The sequence below is a fragment of the Pedobacter sp. MR2016-19 genome (genome assembly GCF_014947265.1).
In the GTDB taxonomy this organism is placed as follows: Bacteria; Bacteroidota; Bacteroidia; order Sphingobacteriales; family Sphingobacteriaceae; genus Pedobacter.
Genome location: NZ_JADCNK010000009.1, coordinates 36,517 through 59,820, shown reverse-complemented (window position 1 = coordinate 59,820; position 23,304 = coordinate 36,517). Strand labels below are relative to the sequence as shown.

At 38.9% G+C, this 23,304-nt stretch carries 21 protein-coding genes; 3 read left to right on the top strand and 18 right to left on the bottom strand.

The genetic code is table 11. The features are described from left to right. Nucleotides 1-57: 57 nt before the first annotated feature. Nucleotides 58-1,641: a peptide chain release factor 3 gene (locus tag IM793_RS13370; RefSeq protein WP_121287591.1), complete on the bottom strand. Its 1,584-nt coding sequence runs from the start codon at nt 1,639-1,641 to the stop codon at nt 58-60. A gap of 390 nt (nt 1,642-2,031) precedes the next feature. Between IM793_RS13370 and IM793_RS25060 the strand changes: the two genes are divergently transcribed. From IM793_RS25060 to IM793_RS13355, 3 genes are read left to right on the top strand one after another with little or no spacing between them, the layout of a single operon-like run. Next, a complete protein-coding gene (locus IM793_RS25060; protein ID WP_193422127.1) occupies nt 2,032-4,311 on the top strand; it encodes a helix-turn-helix domain-containing protein in 2,280 nt (759 codons plus the stop codon). Between the two features lie 54 nt (nt 4,312-4,365). Continuing rightward, nucleotides 4,366-4,743 carry a GxxExxY protein gene (locus IM793_RS13360; RefSeq protein ID WP_193422125.1) on the top strand — a complete coding sequence of 126 codons (378 nt, stop codon included), beginning with the start codon at nt 4,366-4,368 and terminating at the stop codon, nt 4,741-4,743. Nucleotides 4,744-4,789: 46 nt separating this feature from the next. Then, nucleotides 4,790-5,398 carry a SprT-like domain-containing protein gene (locus IM793_RS13355; protein WP_193422124.1) on the top strand — a complete coding sequence of 203 codons (609 nt, stop codon included), beginning with the start codon at nt 4,790-4,792 and terminating at the stop codon, nt 5,396-5,398. A gap of 145 nt (nt 5,399-5,543) precedes the next feature. On the opposite strand, the gene ade is transcribed toward IM793_RS13355, so the two are convergent. From ade to pdxA, 17 genes are all read right to left on the bottom strand, one after another. Beyond that, nucleotides 5,544-7,181 carry an adenine deaminase gene (gene ade, locus IM793_RS13350; protein ID WP_193422123.1) on the bottom strand — a complete coding sequence of 546 codons (1,638 nt, stop codon included), beginning with the start codon at nt 7,179-7,181 and terminating at the stop codon, nt 5,544-5,546. Nucleotides 7,182-7,276: 95 nt separating this feature from the next. Then, nucleotides 7,277-9,253, bottom strand: a complete 1,977-nt coding sequence (locus IM793_RS13345; RefSeq protein ID WP_193422122.1) for a thiamine pyrophosphate-dependent enzyme — start codon at nt 9,251-9,253, stop codon at nt 7,277-7,279. A gap of 30 nt (nt 9,254-9,283) precedes the next feature. Next, a complete protein-coding gene (locus tag IM793_RS13340; protein ID WP_370629786.1) occupies nt 9,284-10,669 on the bottom strand; it encodes a LutB/LldF family L-lactate oxidation iron-sulfur protein in 1,386 nt (461 codons plus the stop codon). A gap of 153 nt (nt 10,670-10,822) precedes the next feature. Next, nucleotides 10,823-12,457 carry a M28 family peptidase gene (locus IM793_RS13335; protein ID WP_193422120.1) on the bottom strand — a complete coding sequence of 545 codons (1,635 nt, stop codon included), beginning with the start codon at nt 12,455-12,457 and terminating at the stop codon, nt 10,823-10,825. Between the two features lie 27 nt (nt 12,458-12,484). Further along, complete coding sequence (gene rpiB, locus IM793_RS13330; protein ID WP_193422119.1) at nt 12,485-12,922, bottom strand: ribose 5-phosphate isomerase B; 438 nt, start codon at nt 12,920-12,922, stop codon at nt 12,485-12,487. Nucleotides 12,923-12,967: 45 nt separating this feature from the next. Beyond that, a complete protein-coding gene (gene tatC / locus IM793_RS13325) occupies nt 12,968-13,849 on the bottom strand; it encodes a twin-arginine translocase subunit TatC (RefSeq protein ID WP_193422118.1) in 882 nt (293 codons plus the stop codon). A 133-nt stretch (nt 13,850-13,982) separates the two neighbouring features. Next, entirely contained in the window at nt 13,983-14,150 is a 168-nt protein-coding gene (locus IM793_RS13320) for a hypothetical protein (RefSeq protein WP_370629789.1), read from the bottom strand. Between the two features lie 70 nt (nt 14,151-14,220). Then, nucleotides 14,221-14,418, bottom strand: a complete 198-nt coding sequence (locus IM793_RS13315; RefSeq protein ID WP_193422116.1) for a DUF2683 family protein — start codon at nt 14,416-14,418, stop codon at nt 14,221-14,223. Between the two features lie 95 nt (nt 14,419-14,513). Then, nucleotides 14,514-15,854 carry an acetyl-CoA carboxylase biotin carboxylase subunit gene (gene accC, locus IM793_RS13310; RefSeq protein WP_193422114.1) on the bottom strand — a complete coding sequence of 447 codons (1,341 nt, stop codon included), beginning with the start codon at nt 15,852-15,854 and terminating at the stop codon, nt 14,514-14,516. A gap of 217 nt (nt 15,855-16,071) precedes the next feature. Continuing rightward, on the bottom strand, nt 16,072-16,548 hold the full coding sequence (gene accB / locus IM793_RS13305) for an acetyl-CoA carboxylase biotin carboxyl carrier protein (protein ID WP_121287613.1): 477 nt from the start codon (nt 16,546-16,548) through the stop codon (nt 16,072-16,074). A gap of 116 nt (nt 16,549-16,664) precedes the next feature. After that, nucleotides 16,665-17,663 (bottom strand): beta-ketoacyl-ACP synthase III, encoded by a 999-nt coding sequence (locus tag IM793_RS13300; RefSeq protein WP_193422112.1) that lies wholly within the window; start codon nt 17,661-17,663, stop codon nt 16,665-16,667. Nucleotides 17,664-17,681: 18 nt separating this feature from the next. Further along, the gene (gene plsX / locus IM793_RS13295; protein ID WP_121287617.1) at nt 17,682-18,620 is read right to left on the bottom strand and encodes a phosphate acyltransferase PlsX; all 939 of its coding nucleotides are present in this window, start codon (nt 18,618-18,620) and stop codon (nt 17,682-17,684) included. Nucleotides 18,621-18,721: 101 nt separating this feature from the next. Further along, nucleotides 18,722-18,913: a 50S ribosomal protein L32 gene (gene rpmF / locus IM793_RS13290; protein WP_025143959.1), complete on the bottom strand. Its 192-nt coding sequence runs from the start codon at nt 18,911-18,913 to the stop codon at nt 18,722-18,724. Nucleotides 18,914-18,928: 15 nt separating this feature from the next. Further along, the gene (locus IM793_RS13285) at nt 18,929-19,459 is read right to left on the bottom strand and encodes a DUF177 domain-containing protein (RefSeq protein WP_193422110.1); all 531 of its coding nucleotides are present in this window, start codon (nt 19,457-19,459) and stop codon (nt 18,929-18,931) included. A 159-nt stretch (nt 19,460-19,618) separates the two neighbouring features. Next, complete coding sequence (locus tag IM793_RS13280) at nt 19,619-20,458, bottom strand: sulfurtransferase (RefSeq protein WP_193422108.1); 840 nt, start codon at nt 20,456-20,458, stop codon at nt 19,619-19,621. Between the two features lie 198 nt (nt 20,459-20,656). After that, the gene (locus IM793_RS13275) at nt 20,657-21,829 is read right to left on the bottom strand and encodes a nitrate/nitrite transporter (protein WP_193422106.1); all 1,173 of its coding nucleotides are present in this window, start codon (nt 21,827-21,829) and stop codon (nt 20,657-20,659) included. Between the two features lie 311 nt (nt 21,830-22,140). After that, nucleotides 22,141-23,220 (bottom strand): 4-hydroxythreonine-4-phosphate dehydrogenase PdxA, encoded by a 1,080-nt coding sequence (pdxA, locus tag IM793_RS13270; RefSeq protein ID WP_193422104.1) that lies wholly within the window; start codon nt 23,218-23,220, stop codon nt 22,141-22,143. Nucleotides 23,221-23,304: the final 84 nt, after the last annotated feature.

Genomic DNA, 23,304 nt, shown 5'->3' with positions numbered 1-23,304 from the left:
TTTTGAAAAACCAGCAAGGTTTATGTTGTTATTAAAAGCTCTTCCGGCAATCTTGAATTAGCTTTTAAACTCGCTCGTTTTATGGAATTCGATATCAGGATAATCCTGTTTTGTTAAATTAATCATATACTCACTATCGGCCAGATAAACCGGGTTGGCTTCTTTATCGAAACCGATGTGCTGTTGTTTACGTTTTACAAATTCATCCAGTTTCTTTCTGTCTGTAGATGTTACCCAGCTCGAACGGGTATAGCTCAAGGTACGGAAACGACATTTTGCACCATATTCGTGCTCTAACCTGAAATTGATTACCTCAAACTGAAGTTCACCAACTGCACCGATTACTTTCCTGTTTCCAGGTTGCATCACAAATAACTGTGCAACTCCTTCATCGGTTAGCTGTTCAATACCCTTTTCCAATTGTTTGGTGCGCATTGGGTCCATATTTTCTACCTCTTTGAAGATAGATGGAGAGAAACTAGGGATGCCTTTAAACTGCAGTTTTTCACCTTCGGTTAAAGTATCGCCAATTTTAAAGTTGCCACTATCGTATAAACCCACTACGTCGCCCGGCCAGGCCTCTTCAACAATACTTTTCTCATTGGCCATAAAATCCATCGGGTTAGAGAATTTTAATTTCTTATCCTGACGGGTGTGATAATAGAATTTATTGCGTTCAAACTTGCCGGAACAGATCCTTAAGAAAGCAATCCTGTCGCGGTGTTTTGGGTCTAAATTGGCGTGGATCTTAAACACAAAGCCACTAAAATTTTTCTCATCTACCAATACATCACGTTCTTCCGCTTCTCTATGACGTGGGCTTGGCGCAATATCGATAAATGTATCTAAAAGTTCTTTGATCCCGAAGTTGTTAATCGCACTGCCAAAAAATACTGGTGCAACCAAACCATCGGTATATAAATCTTTATCAATTTTGCCGTAGATACCGTCAACTAATTCAACATCATCTTTCAACGTATTGATTTCGTTTTCTTTCAGGTAATTTAATAAAGAAGGGTCATTTAAATCGCTTGCCGCCACAACCGAATCGGTTACTTTAGTTTTGTCGGAATTGAATAAATTTAAATGTTTGTTGTAAATGCTGTAAACGCCTTTAAAGGTATGTCCCTGGCCAATAGGCCATGAAAGCGGGCATAGGCTGATATTTAATTTTTCTTCAATTTCATCCAATAAATCATAAGCCTCTTTACCTTCACGGTCCATTTTGTTGATAAAAATGATTACCGGAGTATTACGCATACGGCAAACCGACATCAGTTTTTCAGTCTGTTCCTCCACACCTTTTACACAATCTACCACCAAAATCACACTATCCACAGCCGATAAAGTTCTGTAAGTATCTTCCGCGAAATCTTTGTGACCAGGTGTATCCAGAATATTGATACGTTTACCGCTGTATTCGAAACCCATTACCGAAGTCGCAACCGAGATACCACGCTGTTTTTCAATCTCCATAAAATCGGAGGTATTGCTCTGGTTCGCCTTATTTCTTTTTACCGCACCTGCAGTGTTAATGGCACCACCAAAAAGCAGAAACTTTTCTGTCAGCGTGGTTTTACCTGCATCGGGGTGACTAATAATGGCAAAGGTTTTACGTTTTTCTATTTCAGGGTTAAGCATAATAAAATTTTGGGTGTAAAAGATGATGAAACCTGGTTAAAGGAATTTAACAGCGATAAGATTTGAATATTGTTGTTTCATCAGGACGCAAAGATAATAAAAAGCTTTATCATTAATTGTTAGGTTGTTGTATTGTTTTATTGTTGGGTTGGATATATGTTTTTTTGAAAAGCAGTTGTAGCGCTTCTTTTGTTATTGCAGTCCTGCCATAGCCTGAAATTTAAAGAAGTCAAGTTTTTAAAACTTGACTTCTTTGGTGAAGCTGTTGGCTTAAACTTAAAAATTATCGACCAAAAATTAAAATTTATCATCAATCATTCTTTAGTTTTGTGCTAAAATGTTTAGCTTTATTCATCCCTCCGTTTATTGCTAACTAAAATTTTACTGCCGATGCCTACTTTGGAAGAAACTTCTATGCCCGCAGAAATTGCGGCTAAATTTGTTAATTATACCTCAAAACACGTTTTCTTGACCGGAAAAGCCGGAACAGGTAAAACAACTTTTTTGCGAAAACTGATCCAGCTTACACATAAAAAGGCTTTAATTGTGGCGCCTACAGGTATTGCAGCCATTAATGCCGCTGGAGTAACCATTCACTCCTTATTTCAGATGCCCTTTGGCGCTTTTTTTCCTGATGCTGCGGGAGCGCTGATCAACGAAAATATTAATTTCAACTTTAATACGCCCAAAACTTTAGTAAAACACTTAAACATGCAGGGCAATAAACGCCGCATGTTACAAGAACTGGAATTGCTGGTAATCGACGAGGTGAGTATGTTACGTGCCGATATGCTAGATGCCATCGACTTCGCTTTGTGTTATGTACGGCGGAACAGGAACCTGCCGTTCGGCGGAGTACAACTATTGTTTATCGGCGATCTGCACCAGTTGCCACCCGTGGTAAAAAATGATGAATGGCGCATTATGGCCAAATTTTATAAGAGCATTTATTTCTTCGATGCCTTGGCCCTGCAGGATAATCCACCGGTTTATATCGAACTGGATAAAATTTACCGTCAGGATGATTCGGTTTTTATTGATCTGCTCAACAACCTACGAAACAATAAAATTACCGCTGAGGATACCGCATTGCTCAGGCAACATTTTAAACAGGATTTTAAACCTTCTGCCGATGAAAATTACATCACTTTAACCACCCATAATCATAAAGCAGATAACATTAACCGCGAAAGGTTGACCCAACTGAAAACAAAATCATATTTTTTCGAAGCAAAAGTTCAGGGAGAGTTTAATGAATATGCTTATCCAAATGATAAAAGTTTAGAGTTAAAGGTTGGCGCGCAGGTAATGTTCATTAAAAATGATATGACGGCAGAGAAAAGGTATTACAATGGTAAAATTGGCGTGGTACATCATATCGAAAAGGATGTAATCGAAATTGAATTACCAGAGGATAAGGTTGTAATCCAGATTTCGCCATATACCTGGGAGAATGTTAAATATAAGCTGGATGAAGCAACGAACGAAATTAAGGAAAATGTAGCTGGTTCATTTATCCAATATCCCATTAAATTGGCCTGGGCCATCACCGTGCATAAAAGTCAGGGTTTGACTTTCGATAAGGCCATTATTGATGTAGGTGATGCTTTTGCACCTGGTCAGGCCTATGTCGCCTTATCTCGTTTACGCTCATTAAAGGGTTTGGTTTTAACTTCTCATCTTCGCGATAGTGGTTTGCAACAGGATCAGAATGTACATTACTTTTCTAAAACAAAACAACCTTCGGAAGTGCTGAACGAGCAGATTAGTATAGAAAGTTATACTTTTATCCGTAGTTATCTGCTTGCGGCATTCGATCTGAACCTGATCCGCTACTACTTAAAAGAACACCGTCAGACCTTTGATAAAAGCGAAAAATCGGCCAAGCAAAGGCACGAAGATTGGACTGATGCTGTTTATACGGATTTTCAAAAAATCACTGCTACGGCCGATACATTCGTTAATCAGCTGAAAAACCTTTTCGCACAACAAACTGAACATACTTTATTTAATGTATCGAAGAGGGTAGAGGCCGCCTTAAAATATTTTAATCCATTGGTTAAAGAGATTTCTGATCGTTTTCTGGCTCAAATCGAAGTGATAAAAGAAGAAAAGCAAATTAAAACCTATGTTACGGAGCTATTAGAACTCGAAATTTTAGTGTATGAGCAATTAAAAAAAATGCATAAAAGTAAAGCATTGTTGCAAGCGCTCATTGCAGGTAAAGAGTTTAGCAAAGCTGATACCGATGCACTGTTAAATACGGTTGAAAGAAACAACCAACTCCAAAAAGCAATCCAATTAAAAGGAGAAACACTCAAGGTAAAATCAGCAGCTGAGAAGAAGAAAAAAGAGCCAAAAATTGATACCAAACTGGTCAGCTTCGAGCTTTATGAGCAGGGTAAAACCATTGACGAAATAGCCAAAGAACGCGGTTTTTCTGCCGGTACCATTGAAGGCCATTTAGCCTATTATGTTTCTACACAACAATTGGATGTAACCAAATTGGTAAAAGCCAATAAGATCAGAAACATCAGTGATGCGGTGGAAAGCCAGAAAACAAAGTCGATGGCTACGATAAGAGAGTTTTTGGGGAAAGATTACTCATTCGGCGAGATCAAGCTCGTATTGGCATCGTTGTTCCCGTCGGAGGAACAGATCGAAATCTAACCGCAAAGATCGCTAAGAACAAAACGCAAAGGGCGCAAAAGCAAATTCAAGGATATGGATGAGAATGAATTATCAAGAATTGTAATCGGATTGGCAATAGAAGTTCATAGTGCTTTGGGAGCTGGCCTGTTGGAAAGCGCATATAAGGAGTGTCTATATTATAAAATCATCAAAGCTGGATTATTTGCAGAAAAAGAAAAAGCAATGCCTTTAATTTTCGAGGAAGTGAAACTTGATTGCGGGTATCGAATTGATATTTTAGTGGAACGCAAACTCGTTTTAGAACTGAAAAGTATTGAGGCTTTTAATGATATTCATTTGGCGCAAACGCTAACTTATATGAAACTCGGAAATTACAAATTGGGGCTTTTGATGAATTTTAACGTAATTAGGTTAAAGGATGGATTAAAACGTGTAGTGAATGGCTTATAACTTTTCTTTGTTTCTTTGCGGAAAACTTTGCGAACTTTGCGGTTAAATGGAAAAGGTTAAAGTTTTAGCGCAGTACATGCCGGAACCAGCGGCACCGCTAATTGCAAAATGGATCGATTATTTTCAGTGCGAATTTAAAATCGCTAAAACCCGTTCTACCAAACTGGGCGATTACCGCCATCCTTATCAGGGCAAAGGCCATCGCATTTCGGTTAATTTTAACCTGAATCATTATGCTTTCCTGGTTACCACTGTACATGAATTTGCGCATTTACTCACCTGGAACGATTTTAAGAATAAGGTAAAGCCACATGGATCAGAATGGAAAAAGAATTTCCAACGGATGATGGTTCCCTTTTTTGAGCTGAATATCTTTCCAGATGATATTCATAAAGCAATTGATAATTATATGTCTAATCCGGCGGCCTCAAGCTGTTCTGATCTACACTTATCACGTGCCTTAAAAAAGTACGACAGCAATAAAACGGAGACTTTACATTTAGAGCAATTACCCATTAATACCAACTTTAAAATTAAGGATGGTAGGCGTTTCACCAAAGGAGAAAGGATTAGAAAGCGATACCGTTGTGTTTGTTTAGATGATAAGCGGTTGTATCTGTTTAATCCTTTGGCTGAGGTTTTTGTGGTAGAATAAGATTGATTTGCTGTCATTCTGAATGCAATTAGAATTCTCAAAAATCGTCATTTCGAACGAAGTGCAACGCAGTCGAGAAATCTGTCTCGATAGATCTCTCCATTCCACTGCGTTTCAGTCGAGATGACGCTTTTTGATACTTTATTTACACAAACTTAAACTCATCGCCATCAAATAAACCTTTGTCGCTTAGTTTTAAGTGTGGAATTACCAATAAAGCCATAAAAGAAAGTGTCATAAATGGAGCAAGTAAAGTAGAACCTAAATCTTTCGCAAATTGATCTATAGAAGTATAACTTTCAGCAACTTTATAACCATTCTGATTACTCATTAACCCGGCTACCGGTAAAGCTAAAACTTCTTTTTTTCCTTTTCCCAGCGCCACTACACCACCAGTTTCTTTAATTACCCAATTTACCGCTTCACAGATGCTCTTGTCATCGGCACCAACAGCAATAATATTATGACTATCATGAGCAACGCTTGAAGCAATGGCTCCCTGTTTTAAGCCAAAGTTTTTTACAAAAGATACAGCAACAGGAGCATCATGGTAACGGTTTACCACCACCATTTTCAATACATCATTTTCCAGATCACTAATAATATTTTGGTTTAAAACTTTTGGTTTAGCAGATAACCTGTTTGTAATCAATTGTCCGTCTAAAGCTTCGATTACCAGGATTTCTTCTTGTCCTGTGAAGGGATAAACAAAATCTTCTTCCTTTTTCAAACTGCAATCGAAATGATTTACCGATTCGCGATCTTCTACATGTTTTACCCAATCTCCAACTGTTTTGCCATTTTCGGCAAGCAACAATCCATCAATATAGGTTTGTTTAATTTTGAAGTTTTTTAGATCCTCGATTACAATAAAATCTGCCGGATCGTTATGTTGTAATGTTCCAACATCTAATTTGTAGTGAAGAATAGGATTGATGCAGGCTGCCTGAAGAATATTGAAAATATCAATTCCCTTTTCTACTGCTCTTGCACAAAGCTGATTGATATGGTTTTCGACTAAACTATCGGGATGTTTATCATCACTGCAAAACATCATCATTTCCGGCCAATCGTTCAGCAAATGGATCAGCGCCTCAAAATTTTTGGCTGCACTTCCTTCACGTATAAGGATTTTCATGCCGCGCTGTAATTTGTCTAAAGCTTCTTCGGCAGTAAAACATTCGTGATCAGTAGAAATTCCGGCATCTATATATTGCTGAACCATATCCCCGCGTAAACCCGGAGCATGCCCATCAACAGGTTTACCGAGCGCGTGAGCAGCAGCAATCTTTTTTAAAACTTCTTCATCTTTATAAAGTACGCCAGGGAAATTCATCATTTCGCTCAGGTATTTTATTTCCGGACGCTCTAATAATGCTTTTACATCATCATGATTCAGTTCTGCGCCAGCGGTTTCAAAAATGGTAGCAGGAACACAGCTTGGTGCACCGAAGTTGAATTTAAAAGGAACAGTATTGCCATTTTCAATCATAAATTCTACACCTTCCATCCCACAAACGTTGGCAATTTCGTGTGGATCGCTAATCGTAGAAACCGTTCCATGAACAACCGCCAATCGTGCAAATTCACTTGGAATTAACATACTGCTTTCGATGTGCACATGGCTATCGATAAAACCTGGTGAGATAAAATGTGCTCCTTCTTTCTGTTCAGAAATTTTGGAGATCGATTTTATTTTTCCATCCTCAACGGCTACTTCGCCAAAGAAAATATTCCGCTTTGTGATGTTAATGATATTCCCTTCGACTTTGAAATTGCTCATTTTTCTGTTTTTTGATGTCGTCGCCCTGAATTTATTTCAGGGTCTTTAAAGAAGCTCAAATAAATTCAGCATGACGATAGGGTACTAAACCGCTCTTAATATTTTAATAACTTATCAATCGTTTCGGCTAATCTTGCTTTAGCCAAAAAATCTTCTTCTAATATTTTATTCATTGGAATGGCGGTATCTAAACTTGCACAACGCATTACCGGTGCATCAAGATAAGCGAAACAGTGCTCTCCAATCCAGGCAGACAGTTCGGCGCCAAAACCATTTGTTAACGTATCTTCGTGCAAAATTAAAACCCTTCCGGTTGCTTTAACAACTGCCCTCACCGCTTCTTTATCCCAGGGCTGTAGTGTACGCAGATCAATTAAGGTTGCCTCACTTTCAGGATATTGATTCAGGTAATCTAACGCCCAGTGTACACCTAGTCCGTAAGTAATTATCGCGAACTTGCTTCCTTCGGCAAGCCTGACGGCTTTACCGATCTCTGTAGTATAATAACCATCCGGAACAGGAGCTGTTAAACTTCGGTAGAGGTATTTATGTTCAAAATATAATACAGGATTTGGATCTTCAATCGCCGCCAATAACAAACCTTTTGCATCTTCAGGGAAAGCCGGATAAACGATTTTAAGTCCGGGGGTTTTAGTAAACCAGGCTTCATTACTTTGCGAGTGGAATGGCCCGGCACCCGTACCTGCACCTGTAGGCATACGCACCACTACATCAGCCTTTTCGCCCCAACGGTAATGCGTTTTGGCCAGGTTGTTTACAATCTGATTAAAGCCTACCGTCACAAAATCTGCAAATTGCATTTCTACAACCGCTTTATAACCATTTATGGATAAGCCCAAGCCTGCACCCACAATAGCTGATTCGCAAATAGGGGTATTACGCACTCTGCCTTTGCCATATTTAGCGGTAAAGCCATCTGTAATTTTAAAAGCCCCGCCATAATCGGCAATATCCTGCCCCATTAAAACCAGGTTAGGATACTTTTGCATGGCTAAATCAAGTGCATCGCTGATGGCATCTAAATATCGTTTTTCGGTTGAAGATTCATTGGCTTGAGTAACCTGTTGCGAGTAGGGGAAATACATGTCTGCTTCTTCCTGATCGGCATTAGCAATGGGCTCATTCTCGTTAAAAGCTTCTTCAACTTCCAGCTCAATATCTCTTTTAATTTGAATTTTAATGCCGATAATCGTATCAGAAGTTAAAATACCCTGCTCAATTAAATAGGTTTCGTAATTACTTAGCGGATCTTTCTTTTCCCACTCATCAAAAAGTTCTTGCGGAACATATTTAGTGCCGGATGCCTCTTCATGTCCACGCATCCGAAAAGTAAGGCATTCCACCAAAACCGGTCTTGGATCTTTTCTGATTTCCTTCGCCAGTTGATCAATGGTATTATAAACCTCCAGAATATTATTTCCATCTATCTGAATGCCTTCCACGCCGTAACCAATGGCTTTATCCACCAGGTTTTTACATCTGAACTGCTCAGTTTTTGGAGTGGAAAGGCCATAACCATTATTTTCGATCAGAAAAATAACAGGCAGATTCCAAACTGCTGCAACATTTACTGCTTCGTGGAAATCGCCTTCACTGGTTGCCCCTTCTCCGGTGTAAACTAATGTGGCGTGCTGTTTGTTCTCTAAAACATTAGCCAAAGCAATGCCATCAGCCAAGGCCATTTGTGGCCCGAGGTGGGAGATCATCCCGATGATTTTATAATCTTGTGTGCCGAAATGGAAGGAGCGGTCGCGGCCTTTAGTGAAGCCGGTAATTTTGCCCTGCCATTGAGCCATTAATTTTTTTAAAGGAATATCGCGGGAGGTAAAAACGCCCAGATTGCGATGCATAGGCAAAATATACTCGTCGCTTTGCATGGCTAAGGTGCTGCCAACAGCAATGGCTTCCTGGCCAATGCCCGAAAACCATTTGCCAATTCTACCTTGACGCAGTAGCTTGAGCATTTTGTCTTCAACCATCCGGGGGTAAAGCAATTTTCTGTATAAGTTCAGTAAGAACTTGTCGTCTTTATCACCTCTGTTAAATTGCATATCTGGTTATTTTGACTAGTGACTCTGGACTCAGGACTCCCGACTTTTCTTCAGCTCTTCCCACTGTTTCGCAAAAGATTTATCGGCAACTTTAGGCATCTCCCGGTATTTGCCCCAGCTTTTTTTGAAAAAACTTTTGAGCATAAAGTTTTTAAACTTTCCACCGAAGAAATCCATCCATTTGCGTTTTTGCATCATTTTGCTGAACATGCTCCAGCCAATTTCTTCTTTTTTGCCGTTTTCGTGACCTGCAGCGGCATCTCTACGGTTAAGTAAGAGCATTTTATGAATATCGATTTTTACGGGGCATACCTCAGAACATTTACCGCAAAGACTGGAAGCATAACTTAAGTGTTTAAACTCTTCCATACCTTTTAAATGAGGCGTGATTACCGAGCCGATTGGACCACTATAGGTGGTGTTATAAGTATGCCCACCAATATTTTTATAAACCGGGCAGGCATTTAAACATGCACCACAACGGATGCAGTACAAGCCTTGTCTCTGGTCTTTTTGTGCCAATAAATTGGTGCGGCCATTATCTAATAAAATCACATACATTTCCTCCGGTCCATCCGTTTCATTCGGCTGACGCGGGCCACTTAAAATAGTATTATAAACCGTTAAGTTTTGCCCCGTTCCATGCGATGCCAGTAAAGGCCAGAACAGGTCCAGGTCGGCCATAGAAGGAATTACCTTTTCGATACCTACTATGGCAATATGGATTTTAGGAAAAGTAGTACTTAAACGTGCATTGCCTTCATTTTCCGTTAAGGCAATACTTCCGGTATCGGCAATTAAAAAATTCCCGCCGCTAATGCCAATATCAGCATTCAGGTATTTATCGCGAAGTAATTCTCTTGCTTTTTGTACCAGCTGCGGAGGAGTGGCATCGATAGGCGTGCCAAATTTATCGTGAAATAACTGCGCTATATCTGTTGCACTTAGGTGCATGGCCGGGGTAACAATATGGTATGGCGCCTGACCAAGCAATTGAACAATATACTCACCCAGATCACTTTCTAAAGATTCGATGTTGTTCTTTTCCAGGAAATCGTTTAGATGGATTTCCTCGGTGGTCATCGATTTTGATTTGATAACTGTTTTGCCGTTGTTTCTTTTGATGATGTTGAGGATTTCCTGTTGGGCTTCTTCAGCATCATTGGCCCAGATTACCTTACCGCCACGGCGTTGAAAATTTGATTCGAACTCGGGTAAGAACTTATCAAGATTTTCCATCACACGCCATTTAATTACATGTGCCTTTTTTTTGGATGCCTCTAAATTTTCGAATTTTGATAAGCCCCGTTCAACAGCCACATTGTATTTACCAATATTATAATTTATGGTTTTACGATGCGGTAGATCGAAAGCTTTCTCGTCAGACTTCTCTAAAAATTCTTCGGCAATATTCATCAATAGTTATTTTGTAATAGGGTAACGAAGAATAGCTGCTTTTAGTTTTTAGCCACTTCGTTATAACATCAAAGATAGGAATTTATGCAGGCGCTAAAAGGCATTGTGCATAAAAAAGCCCCGACATTTTGTCGAGGCTAAGTATTTTGAATTTTATTTCTTTGGATTTCCTTTCCCGTCCATGTCTACTGCCGGGCGTTTAGGTCTGTTTGCCAGTTCCCATGCGGTAAAGTAGGTCAGTTTTGCTCTTTTAGCCAAAAGTGGGAAGTTAATTTTGCTTACTTCATCGCCAGGTTTGTGGTAGTCTTGTTGTAACATGCCGTCATAATAGAAGATAATTGGAATACCCAATTTAGCAAAGTTATAATGATCTGAACGGTAATAAATCTGCTCAGGATCTTTTGGATCGTCGTACTTGTAATCCAGTTTCATTTTGGTATAAGTAGCATTTACCTGCTCACTTAAATTAGCCAGGTCGCTACTTAACATTCTAGAGCCTACTGAATAAATGTAGTTTGCTGAATCTGGTTTGCCCAAATACTCTTCGCCAGTACGGCCAATCATATCAGTATTTAAATCAGCAATGGTATTGGCTACCGGGAAAACAGGATGCTCAGAGTACCATTCAGAACCCCAAAGGCCTTTTTCTTCTCCAACAACAGTCATGAAAAGGATACTGCGTTTAGCACCCTTACCTGCTTTTTTGGCATCGGTAAAGGCTTTCGCCATCAATAATACTCCAGTAGTACCCGATCCATCATCATCTGCCCCATTGTTTATTTTGTCTTTTGCGTTTGGATCAGTTTCTAAACCAATATGATCGTAGTGACCAGTTAAAATTAATACTTCTTTTTTAAGTACAGGATCTGAGCCTTCTAAATAACCCAAAACATTTTCGCACCTAACCGATGCCTCATTTTTAGCGGCACTTGCTGAAAAAGGCACATCTAAAACTTGAGAGGAAGGCGACTGACTATCTACTATTTTCTTTTGTAAATCTGCTACAGTAGTATTGGCTGCTTTTAACAAATCGTTTGCCAGTGCTACAGAGATTGAAATGCGCGGAATTTCGTTTTGCTTCTGAGCCTCAATAGCTGCATTGGTTTTTACCATTACACGGCCATTATTTTGAGCTTGTTTGCTATTTTCGGTAATTCTATCTACACTTGGATCGATCAGGATAATGGCTTTAACATTATTCTCTGCAAAATATTTTGCTCTTCCTTCCAACATAGCACGGTAAGCTGCCCTGTCAATTCTGGTACCTGGTTTAATCGTCGGATCGCCGCCGTTAAACATCATCACTACTTTGCCTTTAATATCAGTTCCGGCAAAATCGTTGTAATTGTCTTTTTTGAGGCCGTAACCAATAAATACAATCTGATCGGTAGAAAAAGTGAAACCTTTATCGCTGATTAAGCTTGGCGAAACGATATAATCTTTCTGATATTCTTTCGGCTGACCGTTAACAGTTACATGGCTTTCTTTTAGCGTAACGTTAACAAGGTCGATCTTTTGGAAATAGCTGCCATTTACAGGGGCTTTTAGGCCTAAAGATTTGAAGTAGTCACGGATATAATCTGCTGCCATCCAGGCGCCTTTAGTGCCTGTTTCACGGCCTTCATATTCATCAGACGCTAAAACCGAAAGGTGTTTGTAAGCATTTTCCGGACTAATCGCCTTGCTGAATTTTATCGCATCCTTATTCGGTATAAGGGGCTTTATCTGGCTAAAGGAACTTGCTGAAACAAGTGATACCAAACCAAGGGTTAAAAACTTTTTGTTCATTATGATAATAGTTAGTTGAGTTTTTTGTTAACACGAAATTTTCTCTACCCTGTTCTGATGGCGACCACCTTCAAATTCAGTGGTTAAAAAAGTTGTCGTTATTTCTTTTGCCAGTTCTTCTGAAACAAACCTGGCAGGGATACACAAAATGTTTGCGTTATTGTGCTTGCGTACCAAAGAGGCAACTTCATTTTCCCAGCATAAACCCGCTCTGATATGCTGATGTTTGTTCGCGGTGATGGCTACACCGTTTGCCGATCCACAAAGTAAAATACCATAGGTAAATTCTCCACTTTCAACAGCGCTGGCAACAGGATGTGCAAAATCAGGGTAATCAACAGAATTTTCTGAGGAAGTACCAAAATCTTTTACTTCGTAATCCTGTAAAAAATCTTTTAATATTTCTTTGTATTCAAACCCAGCGTGATCTGCTCCAATAGCAATTTTAATTTTTGTATCAGACATTGTCAAATTTATAGAGAATTATAAAATCTATTCGTAATGTTTTTGTTAGTTAGCGTAGAAAGCAGCATCAGCCTTTTTCTTTTTCTTTTCAATGTAAGCTGAAACAAAAATACTCAGCTCATAAAGCAGGAATAGTGGCGTAGCTACTGTTAGCATTGTTAAAATATCAGGCGTTGGCGTTACAATTGCCGCTATAATTAATATAATTACAGTTGCATACCTTCTGCTTGATCTCATGAGTTTCGGAGTCATTAAACCAAGTTTTGATAAAATAAAAATAATAATAGGAAGTTCGAAAATTATACCTGTTCCCAAAGTTAAAGTGGCTACAGAAGATACATAAGAATCAACAGTAAATGTATTTTTTATTTCAGAACTCACGGTGTAGCCTGTTAAAAAATTAATAGATAATGCACAAACAATAAAATAACCGAATAGTATCCCGATAATAAATAAAACAGAGGCGGAAAATACGAATCCACTGGCCGATTTGCGTTCATTCTCATGCAACGCAGGTTTGATAAAACGCCAGATTTCCCATAATAGGTAAGGGAAACCGACTACAATACCACACATTACACAAACGTTTAATTGCAGGTTAAACTGACCAGCCATTTCCGTATTGATAATTTCACCATTAATTTTGGTGATACACATATCTTTACCCAGTGATGGAAAATGTTCAGCCAATTTACACATCATGCGGTAGGTCCAAAAATCAGGCTTTTTTGGGCCAAAGATTATTTTATCCAGGATTTCTTCGTTGAAATAAAAGGCGATACCGGTAAAAACGGCAATGGCAATTACGGCTCTGATTAAGTGTTTACGGAGAACATCCAGGTGATCGAAAAAAGACATTTCTGCCTCTAATGTGGTGCTCTTTTGCCCGATAGCTTTTGTAAGTAGATTTTTTTTAGTGTCGCTCATGTTGAAAACAAAAATACCATTCTATTTGAATAGAATGGTATTTACGTGTTAAATATAGAAATAGTTTATATTATTATGAGAAATGCTTTGATATATTGTGTGGATCAATATGTTAATTATTTATAATCTCCCATTAGGGAGTGAATTTTAATAATTTGCTCAACTTCCATAACCTGATAGATAATTCTGTGTTCTGAATTAATCCTCCTCGACTACTTACCGTGAGATTATATTTTAATACCTCGGGTTTTCCAATGCCTTCAAATGGAGAATTTCTTATGGCGACTAAAAGACTATGAATTTTCTTTTGTATAATACTATTGCCTGATTTCTTCCAAAATCTAAATCATCATTTGCTCTTGGAAGGAAAACTATTTCCATAGATTTTCTAAATCAACTTTTGTGAATTTTCCCTCTTTGAAATCTTTATCTCCTTGCAAAATTTTTTCTACAAATTCTGGATTGTAAGGTTTATTCTCTTTTTCAAAAGAAATCTTCATGGCTTTTAAAACCTGCTTTACAGCATTTAATTGAGCCTTGTTTTCCGGATGTACAATTAATGTTTCCATAATTCAAATTACTGAAATAATTCTAAAATTTTTAATAAAGAAAAATCCCATTCTGTTTTATCAAAATGGGATTTAAATTTTTATAATCGTTTATATTATTCCGTAAACTCGAAAGTTTCCATAAACTTGGTGGTAAAATTTCCTGCCCTGAAGTTAGGATCTTTCATCAATTGTAAATGGAAAGGAATGGTAGTTTTAATACCTTCAATTACGAATTCGCTTAATGCACGCTCCATCGTACAAATAGCCTCTTCACGTGTTTGCGCTACACAGATCAACTTGGCGATCATCGAATCGTAGTTAGAAGGAATTGAATAACCTGCATACACATGGGTATCTACACGAACACCATGGCCACCCGGAGAGTGGAAATTAGTAATTCTACCTGGTGAAGGACGGAAGTTGTTCGCTGGATCTTCTGCATTGATACGACACTCAATGGCGTGCATTTCCGGTGTATAGTTTTTGCCTGAAATCGGGATTCCCGCAGCAACTTTAATCTGTTCTTTAATTAAATCGAAGTTGATTACCTCTTCAGTAACCGGGTGCTCTACCTGGATACGGGTGTTCATTTCCATGAAGTAGAAATTACGGTGTTTATCAACCAAAAATTCGATGGTACCTGCTCCTTCATAATTTACAGCCATAGCGCCTTTAATGGCAGCTTCACCCATTCTAACACGAAGTTCATCGGTCATAAATGGAGAAGGAGATTCCTCAACCAGTTTCTGGTGGCGGCGTTGAATTGAACAATCGCGTTCCGATAAGTGGCAGGCTGTACCAAACTGATCTCCGATAATCTGGATTTCAATGTGGCGTGGATCTTCGATATATTTTTCTAAATATAAACCATCATTACCAAAAGCAGCGCCAGATTCCTGACGGGCACTATCCCAGGCATTTTCGAAATCTTCATCTTTCCAAACTACCCGCATACCACGACCACCACCACCGGCAGTTGCTTTCAGAATTACAGGGTAGCCCATTTCATTGGCAATTGCAATACCTTCCTTAACACTGTTAAGCAAGCCTTCAGATCCTGGGATGGTAGGAACACCCGCAATTTTCATGGTTTCTTTTGCCGAAGCTTTATCGCCCATTCCATTAATCTGCTCTGGGGTAGCACCAATAAATTTGATGTTGTACTCGCGGCAAATGTTAGAAAACTTAGCGTTTTCTGATAAAAAACCATAACCTGGGTGTATGGCATCGGCGTTAGTTAGTTCTGCAGCCGAGATAATATTTGGGATATTTAAATAAGAATCTTTACTAGGTGGGGGGCCAATACAAACAGCCTCATCAGCAAAACGTACATGTAAACTCTCGCGATCTGCGGTAGAGTAAACAGCAACCGTTTTGATGCCCATTTCCTTACAGGTACGGATAATACGCAAAGCGATTTCACCCCTGTTGGCAATTAGTATTTTTTTAAACATAATTTTTTAATTGATGATTACACCGATGATATGATTACACTGATCATTTAGCGTAATGTAAACCGATATATTCAAATTTTAAATTAAATGCCATGGTTCGTGTCGCCACGAACCATTTATATTTTTCAGTTTGTTAAATGCAAAACTGAAGATCATCGTAATTTTACGGTATTCCGGTTAGTGAGGACACAGACCAAGGCGTAAGGTAACGTTATTATTAAATAGGTTCTACTAAAAATAACGGTTGGTCGTATTCTACAGGTGATGCATTATCTACCAATATTTTAACAATACGGCCTGAAACTTCACTTTCAATCTCGTTAAAAAGTTTCATTGCCTCAATAATACAAACTACCTTACCTGTGCTAACCTCATCGCCAACGTTAACAAACATTGGTTTTTCCGGACTAGCTGAACGATAGAAAGTACCGATCATTGGCGATTTAATAGTAATGTATTTTGAAGTGTCTTCTGCAGCAGGTACAGCAGGTGTTGCTGCATTTGGAGCAGTAGGAGCTGTTGCAACAGGGGCAGCAGCCTGTACAAGCGGAGCTTGGGGTACGGTAGCATGCACAACTGTTGGTGCCTGGTTTGTTTTGATCGTGATTTTGAAGTTTTCCTGCTCAATAGCAACTTCATTTACTCCAGAACGAGAAACAAATTTAATCAGTTCCTGTATTTGTTTGATATCCATTTTTTAGGCTTTTATGTAAAAAATAGTGTTTATTGAATTAACTAAGTTATACTTTTTTTGTTTTATTTTTTATCTGAGTAGTCTATGACTTCTGACTCACGACTAAAGACTTCTGACTAATTTGTATCGTAAGCCCATTTAAGGTACACTGAACCCCAGGTAAAGCCGCCACCGAATGCAGCTAAAACGATGTTGTCACCTTTTTTCAACCTGCTTTCCCATTCCCATAAACATAAAGGAATTGTTCCGTTAGTTGTATTTCCGTAGCGTTCGATGTTGATCATCACCTTATCAGTTGTAACGCCCATGCGGCTTGCTGTAGCATCGATAATGCGTTTGTTGGCCTGGTGCGGTACTAACCATGCCACATCATCAGCGGTTAGGCCATTGCGTTCCATAATTTCTGCAGCTACATCAGCCATATTGGTTACGGCAAATTTAAATACCGTTGGTCCTTCCTGGTGAGCAAAATGCTCTCTGGCATCAATGGTTTCGTGTGTTGCAGGTTTAACCGAACCACCAGCTTTCATGCCTAAGAAATCTCTACCCGAACCATCTGTTCTTAATATCGAATCCTGGATTCCCAATCCTTCTTCATTTGGTTCTAGCAAGGCGCAGCCACAACCATCGCCAAAAATGATGCAGGTTGTACGGTCTTCATAGTTAATGATTGACGACATTTTATCGCCACCAACTACTAAAACTTTTTTATGTCTACCTGATTCGATGAATGATGCACCTGTAGCAAGTCCGAAAATAAAGCCAGAACAAGCGGCCTGTAAATCGTAACCCCATGCATTTTTAGCCCCGATTTTATCTGCTAAGACGTTTGCTGTTGCAGGGAAAGTAAAATCAGGAGTAGTGGTGCAAAAGATAATCAGTTCAATTTCACTTGCATCAATTCCCCTCTTTTTAAGTAAACCGTTTACGGCATGAACAGCCATATCAGAAGTACCTAAACCTTCTCCCTTTAAAATTCTACGTTCTTTAATTCCCGTTCTGCTGGTAATCCATTCATCCGAAGTATCAACCATGGTTTCTAACTCTGTGTTTGTAAGCACATAGTCGGGAACGTAACCATTTACTGCTGTAATAGCAGCGTGAATTTTACTCATTTTAAGAATTTTAATAAATTATTTAAATGCCATTCTAATTTTTTCTACCAATCCGGTAGTAATCATTTCCCTGGATTGGAGAACCATATTTTTAACAGCTAGCGGGCTGGAAATTCCATGTCCGATAACAACGGGAGCGTTAACACCCAGAACCGGGCTTCCACCGTACTGTTCATAATTAAAACGATCGAAGAACTCATCTTTAAGTCCTTTTTTGATGGTAAGTACGTAAAACGATTCTGCTAATTTTAGCATTATATTTCCGGTAAAACCATCGCAAACAATCACATCGGCTTTATCATTAAATAAATCCCTACCTTCCACATTTCCAACAAAGTTGAACAGGCTGGTTTCTTTCATTAACGGGAAAGTAGCCATGCTTAGCATATTTCCTTTTTCATCTTCTTCGCCAATATTTATCAGGGCAACTTTCGGATCATTGATCTGCAACAAATTTTCTGCATATAAACTGCCCAAAACGCCAAATTGTAATAAAATATCAGGTTTGCAGTCGGCATTTGCACCTACATCTAACAGTAAGCCGGTACCGCCTTTAATTTTTGGAAGAATTGTACATAAACAAGGACGGATAATGCCCGGGATGGTTTTAACGCTAAAGACTGCGCCAACCAACATGGCTCCAGAGTTACCAGCACTTGCAAAAGAGTCGATTTTACCTTCTTTTAAAAGGTTAAAACCAACAGCTATGCTCGAATTCGGTTTCTGAACGATTGCTTTGGTGGGATGTTCGCCCATACCAATTACTTCATCAGTATGAACGTATTCAAAATGATCTGGATTAAAACCTTCTTCTGCAAGAATGGGTTTAATCTGTTCGGTATCGCCAATAAGAACTAAATGCTCTCCAGCGTTAAGCGATTGATGAGCAGCTATTGCTCCCAAAACAATTGCTTTGGGAGCATAGTCTCCGCCCATTATGTCGAGGCCTATTTTCATAGAAAAAATCTGTTTGTGTTAAGTCAGGTGTAATCCTGAATTTTTCAGTTGACTAAGGTATGACTAAAGCCGCTGAAAACACAAACAATTTTTTAAGAAAATTACCCTATCTGAGTATTTTCGATAACCAGTTTGCCGTTGTAGTATAAGTTACCATCAACGTTGTAAGCACGGTGAGGTACGTGGATAGCACCTGTTGCCGAGCATGTTGCTAAAGAAGGAGTAACAGCTTTATAGTGCGTTCTTCTTTTATTTTTTCTCTGTTTCGAGATTTTCCGTTTTGGATGTGCCATTGCTGTATAATCTAATTATTTTTTTAACTTATTAAGGGCTTCCCAACGTGGGTCGCTTGTTTGTTCATTTTCTTCAGCCTGCTTTTGGATAGATAACTGATTTAAGCGGTCAATCATTTCCTGATCGCAATCTTTACCTGCCTGCTCGCAGTTTTTGATATAAGGTACCGCTACGTTAATCATCTCGTATAAAGGGCCCGATATATCAATCTCGGTGTCTTTTCGGCTTAATGAGATAATTTCTTCATCATCACTTTCCATTTCGGCTTCTGCAAACTTTACGATCTGACGTTCGTAAAGATTTACCGGGAATGAAAACTCAGATAAACATTTATCACAATCTAAATTTACGGTACCAATAACTTTGAATTTTAGAAGCAACATGGTCTCTTGTTTATCAAGTTCCAGGTCTACCTTTAAATTTCCACTTTTAATTAACGAGTACTCAAATGCATTAAAAAAGGTATCATCGAGCTCATAATCAAACTGATGTATTCCCAATTTTAATCCGGTAAACGGTAATGAAAATTGTTTTAGTGGGTTCAAAGTACTGTAAAATTTTAGCCTGCAAATGTAGGGATAAAAAAATTAGATTAAAAATGTTTTTTAAAAATTGTTGGCGTTAATCGGACAGGTTTTCAGAATGTTAATCGAAATACTGAAAGACCTTACAGGTTTCTGAAACCTGTAAGGTCTGTAATATGGTTAGTTTGCTAATATCATTTCTTTATTATTCCTGCTCCATTCGCTCCAGGAACCAACATAAAGTTTAGGGATGGCTAAGCCTGCATAATCCATAGCTAGTAGCGTATGGCAGGCGGTAATGCCCGAGCCACAATGAACAATCACATTTTCGGGCTTTACATGCGCAAGGGCTTCTTCGTATTTTTCTTTTAATATTTCAGGAGCAAGGAAAGCACCGTTTGCATCTAAATTTTCGGTATAAGGAATATTGGCCGCTCCAGGGATATGACCTGCAATTAAATCAATAGGTTCAGTTAAACCTGCAAAACGGTTGGCATCGCGTACGTCGATCACAATGTAATCGTCAGTTTTGGCTACTTTTTCAACTTCGTTGATGTCGGATAAAGGGAAAGTCCATGCTTTCACTTCATAAGGATCAACCGATTTTGGAACTTCAACTTTATCGGTAGTTGGGAAGCCTGCTTTAACAGCCGCCTGGAAGCCTCCATCAATAACCTGCACTTTGTTATGACCGATTGCTCTTAGCATCCACCAAAGCCTCGCTGCTGCGTTACCGCCATTCTTATCATCGTAAACAATAACGTGGCTATGTTCTGTAACCCCGAGTTTTTGCAATACGTTGGAAAACTGGTCGAATGTTGGTAAAGGATGACGTCCGCCAATTGCAAAATCGCCAATGTTGGCTAAATCTTCATTTACATCTGCAAAAATGGCTCCAGCTAGATGTTGTTCATCGTATCTGGCTTTTGAACCAGCACTGGTATCGATGATTACAATTTCATCATCCTGGTTTAACCAGGTTAATTCTTCGGGTTTTATAATTGGGGATAGTGATTTCATTTTATTTTTTTTATTATTCTTGCAATTATAGTAAGGATGGTTCCAATAATCAAAACAGGTAGCCATAAAACAATTGAGTATTCTCCGAGATCTTTTAAAATGAAGCTTAAGTCTCCCCTGTAGCTAAATAATGAGATGCCGTATATAAACATTATAATACCAATTATAACTAAGGATATTCCAAATTTTAAAAGCATATTATTTTGTTTTTAATGCCCACAATCCCAAAACCGGTCCAATAGCCAATACCATATAAAGATATTGAACATTTAGCTGTTTTGATAATAAGTTGACCGTCTGGATACTAATAATCGTAATCGCAAAGCCAATACAATTGACCAGCGTTAATGAAGTTCCCCTTAAACTTTCTGGTGCATTTTTAGCAATTAAGGAAGAAAAAAGGGGCGAATCGGCCGTTCCGGATAAACCCCAGCAGAATAAAAAGATAAGAAAAGAATAGACTGAGCCGCTGAATAGGAAGAGCGGAGAGAGCAGGCAGCATAACCCTGAAATGAAAAGGGCAATGGTGGCAACTCGTTTTGCACCAAATTTTTGTGAGAGCAAACCGCCAATCATGCAAGATAAACCTCCCGATGCGATAATTAGGAACGAAAACAGAGGTATATTTAAAGTTGTATGTACATGTTTAGTATTGTAAAGCAGCAGCATGCCGGGTAAAAAAGCCCAAAAGGTATAAAGTTCCCACATGTGCCCGAAATAGCCGAAAGCAGCAGATCGAAAATCAGGATCTTTAAAGCCGTTAAAACAAGAACGGAAATCAAATTTTTGTCCGGCAGTTCTAAATGGGCCGTTTGGCACAAACCATAAAATAGCAATTGCTCCAGTTAGAGATAAACCCGAAGTAGCAAAGATTACATATTGCCAGGCAAAATTTGCAGTAAATGTTTTTAATAAATGAGGGAAAGCAGTACCCAAAACCAAGGCGCCAACTAAAAAACCTAAGGATTTTCCTAGTCCGTCTTTAAAATAATCGGATGCTATTTTCATGCCAACGGGGTAAATTCCAGCCAGCATAAAACCAGTTAAAAAGCGAAAAAGCAGTAATAAATGGACATCGGGTAGTTCTAAACAGATGCCAAGATTAAACAAGGCAGCTGCAATTCCACAGATAAAGAACACTTTTGAGGGTGGAAAAATATCAGAAATGGCAAAAAAGGCAAATACTAAAGTTCCGCTTATAAAACCGAACTGCACCATACTGGTCAGATTGGCCAAAAGGTTGGTTTCAGTTGGGAAGTTTTTAACAATGTCGGGTAATACCGCATTGCCAGCAAACCACAAAGATGTACAGAGAAACTGTGCAATAACAATTGTAGGGAGAATGGAATTGGTTTTTTTAGTGCCGCTCATTTTTAATTTGATGCACAATTTTAACTAAAATAAACCTGCTTTTCCTACAAGCCCCAATTCTTCATTGGGCTTGTAGGAAAAGCAGGACTTTCGGAACCGATGGAACACAAGGCCTTGCTTTGCAAAAAAAAATATATAACCACCTCAGCCACCTTAGTGCATCTGAGTTTAATGCATCTTTGGTCTTTCAGCTTTAGTCTTTCTACTCCTTTTAAGTCCGGGGTCGGGTGTCCGAAGTCAGAGGCCAAGGTTGTTATAGCCTGTTGTTTATCTGCTTTGGTCTTTCAGCTTTAGTCTTTCTGCCTTCCGCTTTACGAAGCATCATCTTTAATATCAAACTGCGTTTCTACAACTTTACCTCCTGAACGCAACTGGTTGCCTAACATTTCTTCCTGCTCCCGACGGTTTTTTACAATGTGGATGGCTGAAAACAAAGCCTCAGTAAATGAAGTCGAATCAGCCAGGTCCTTACCTGCAATATCGTAGCCTGTTCCATGATCGGGAGAGGTACGCACGAAGTTCAAACCAGCGGTATAGTTTACGCCATTGTGAAAAGCTAATGTTTTAAAAGGAATTAAACCCTGATCGTGGTACATGGCTAAAACGGCATCAAACTGTTTGTAGCTGCCATTGCCGAAAAAGCCATCAGCAGGGTATGGTCCAAAACAAACAATGCCTTTATCGTAGGCTTCCTGAATGGCTGGTGTAATAATTTCAGCTTCCTCAGTCCCTAGTAATCCATTATCGCTGGCGTGCGGATTTAAACCCAGAACGGCAATTTTTGGTTTTTCAATCCAGAAGTCTTTTTTCAGACTTTCATTAATCAGCTTTAATTTACTGATGATTTTCTCTTTTGTAATCGAGGTTGGAACATCTTTTACAGGAATGTGGCCAGTAACTACACCCACGCGTAAATTTTCGCTGATCAAAAACATCAGCACATCTTTACTTCCGCTTTTTTCCTGCAGATATTCTGTATGGCCCGGAAAAGCAAAAGTTTCTGATTGAATGTTGTGTTTATTAATTGGCGCAGTAACTAAAGCGTCTATATCGCCATTTACCAGATCGGCTGTTGCGCGCTCCAATGATAAAAGGGCATATTTTCCACCAGTAGCTGTAACCTGACCCAATTCGATTTTTACATCTTCTTCCCAGCAATTAATCATGTTTGCCTTTTTTGGCAGTGCCTGGTTGGCATGGTTCACTACATTGAAACTGAAATCGCCCAAATTATTCGCTTTTCTGTGAAAAGATGAAACCTTGGTGTGGCCATAAACAATTGGAGTGCAATAATTTAAAATAGCAGGATTGGATAATGTTTTAATGATTACCTCTAAACCTATGCCGTTTACGTCGCCTATACTGATACCAATTTTAAGTTTATCGCTCATAATTACTGGAAAATTTTAGCGCAAATTACTGATTTTCGTTTAAAGACTTTAAAAAAAATGAAACCTCAAAGAACAGAGATTGAT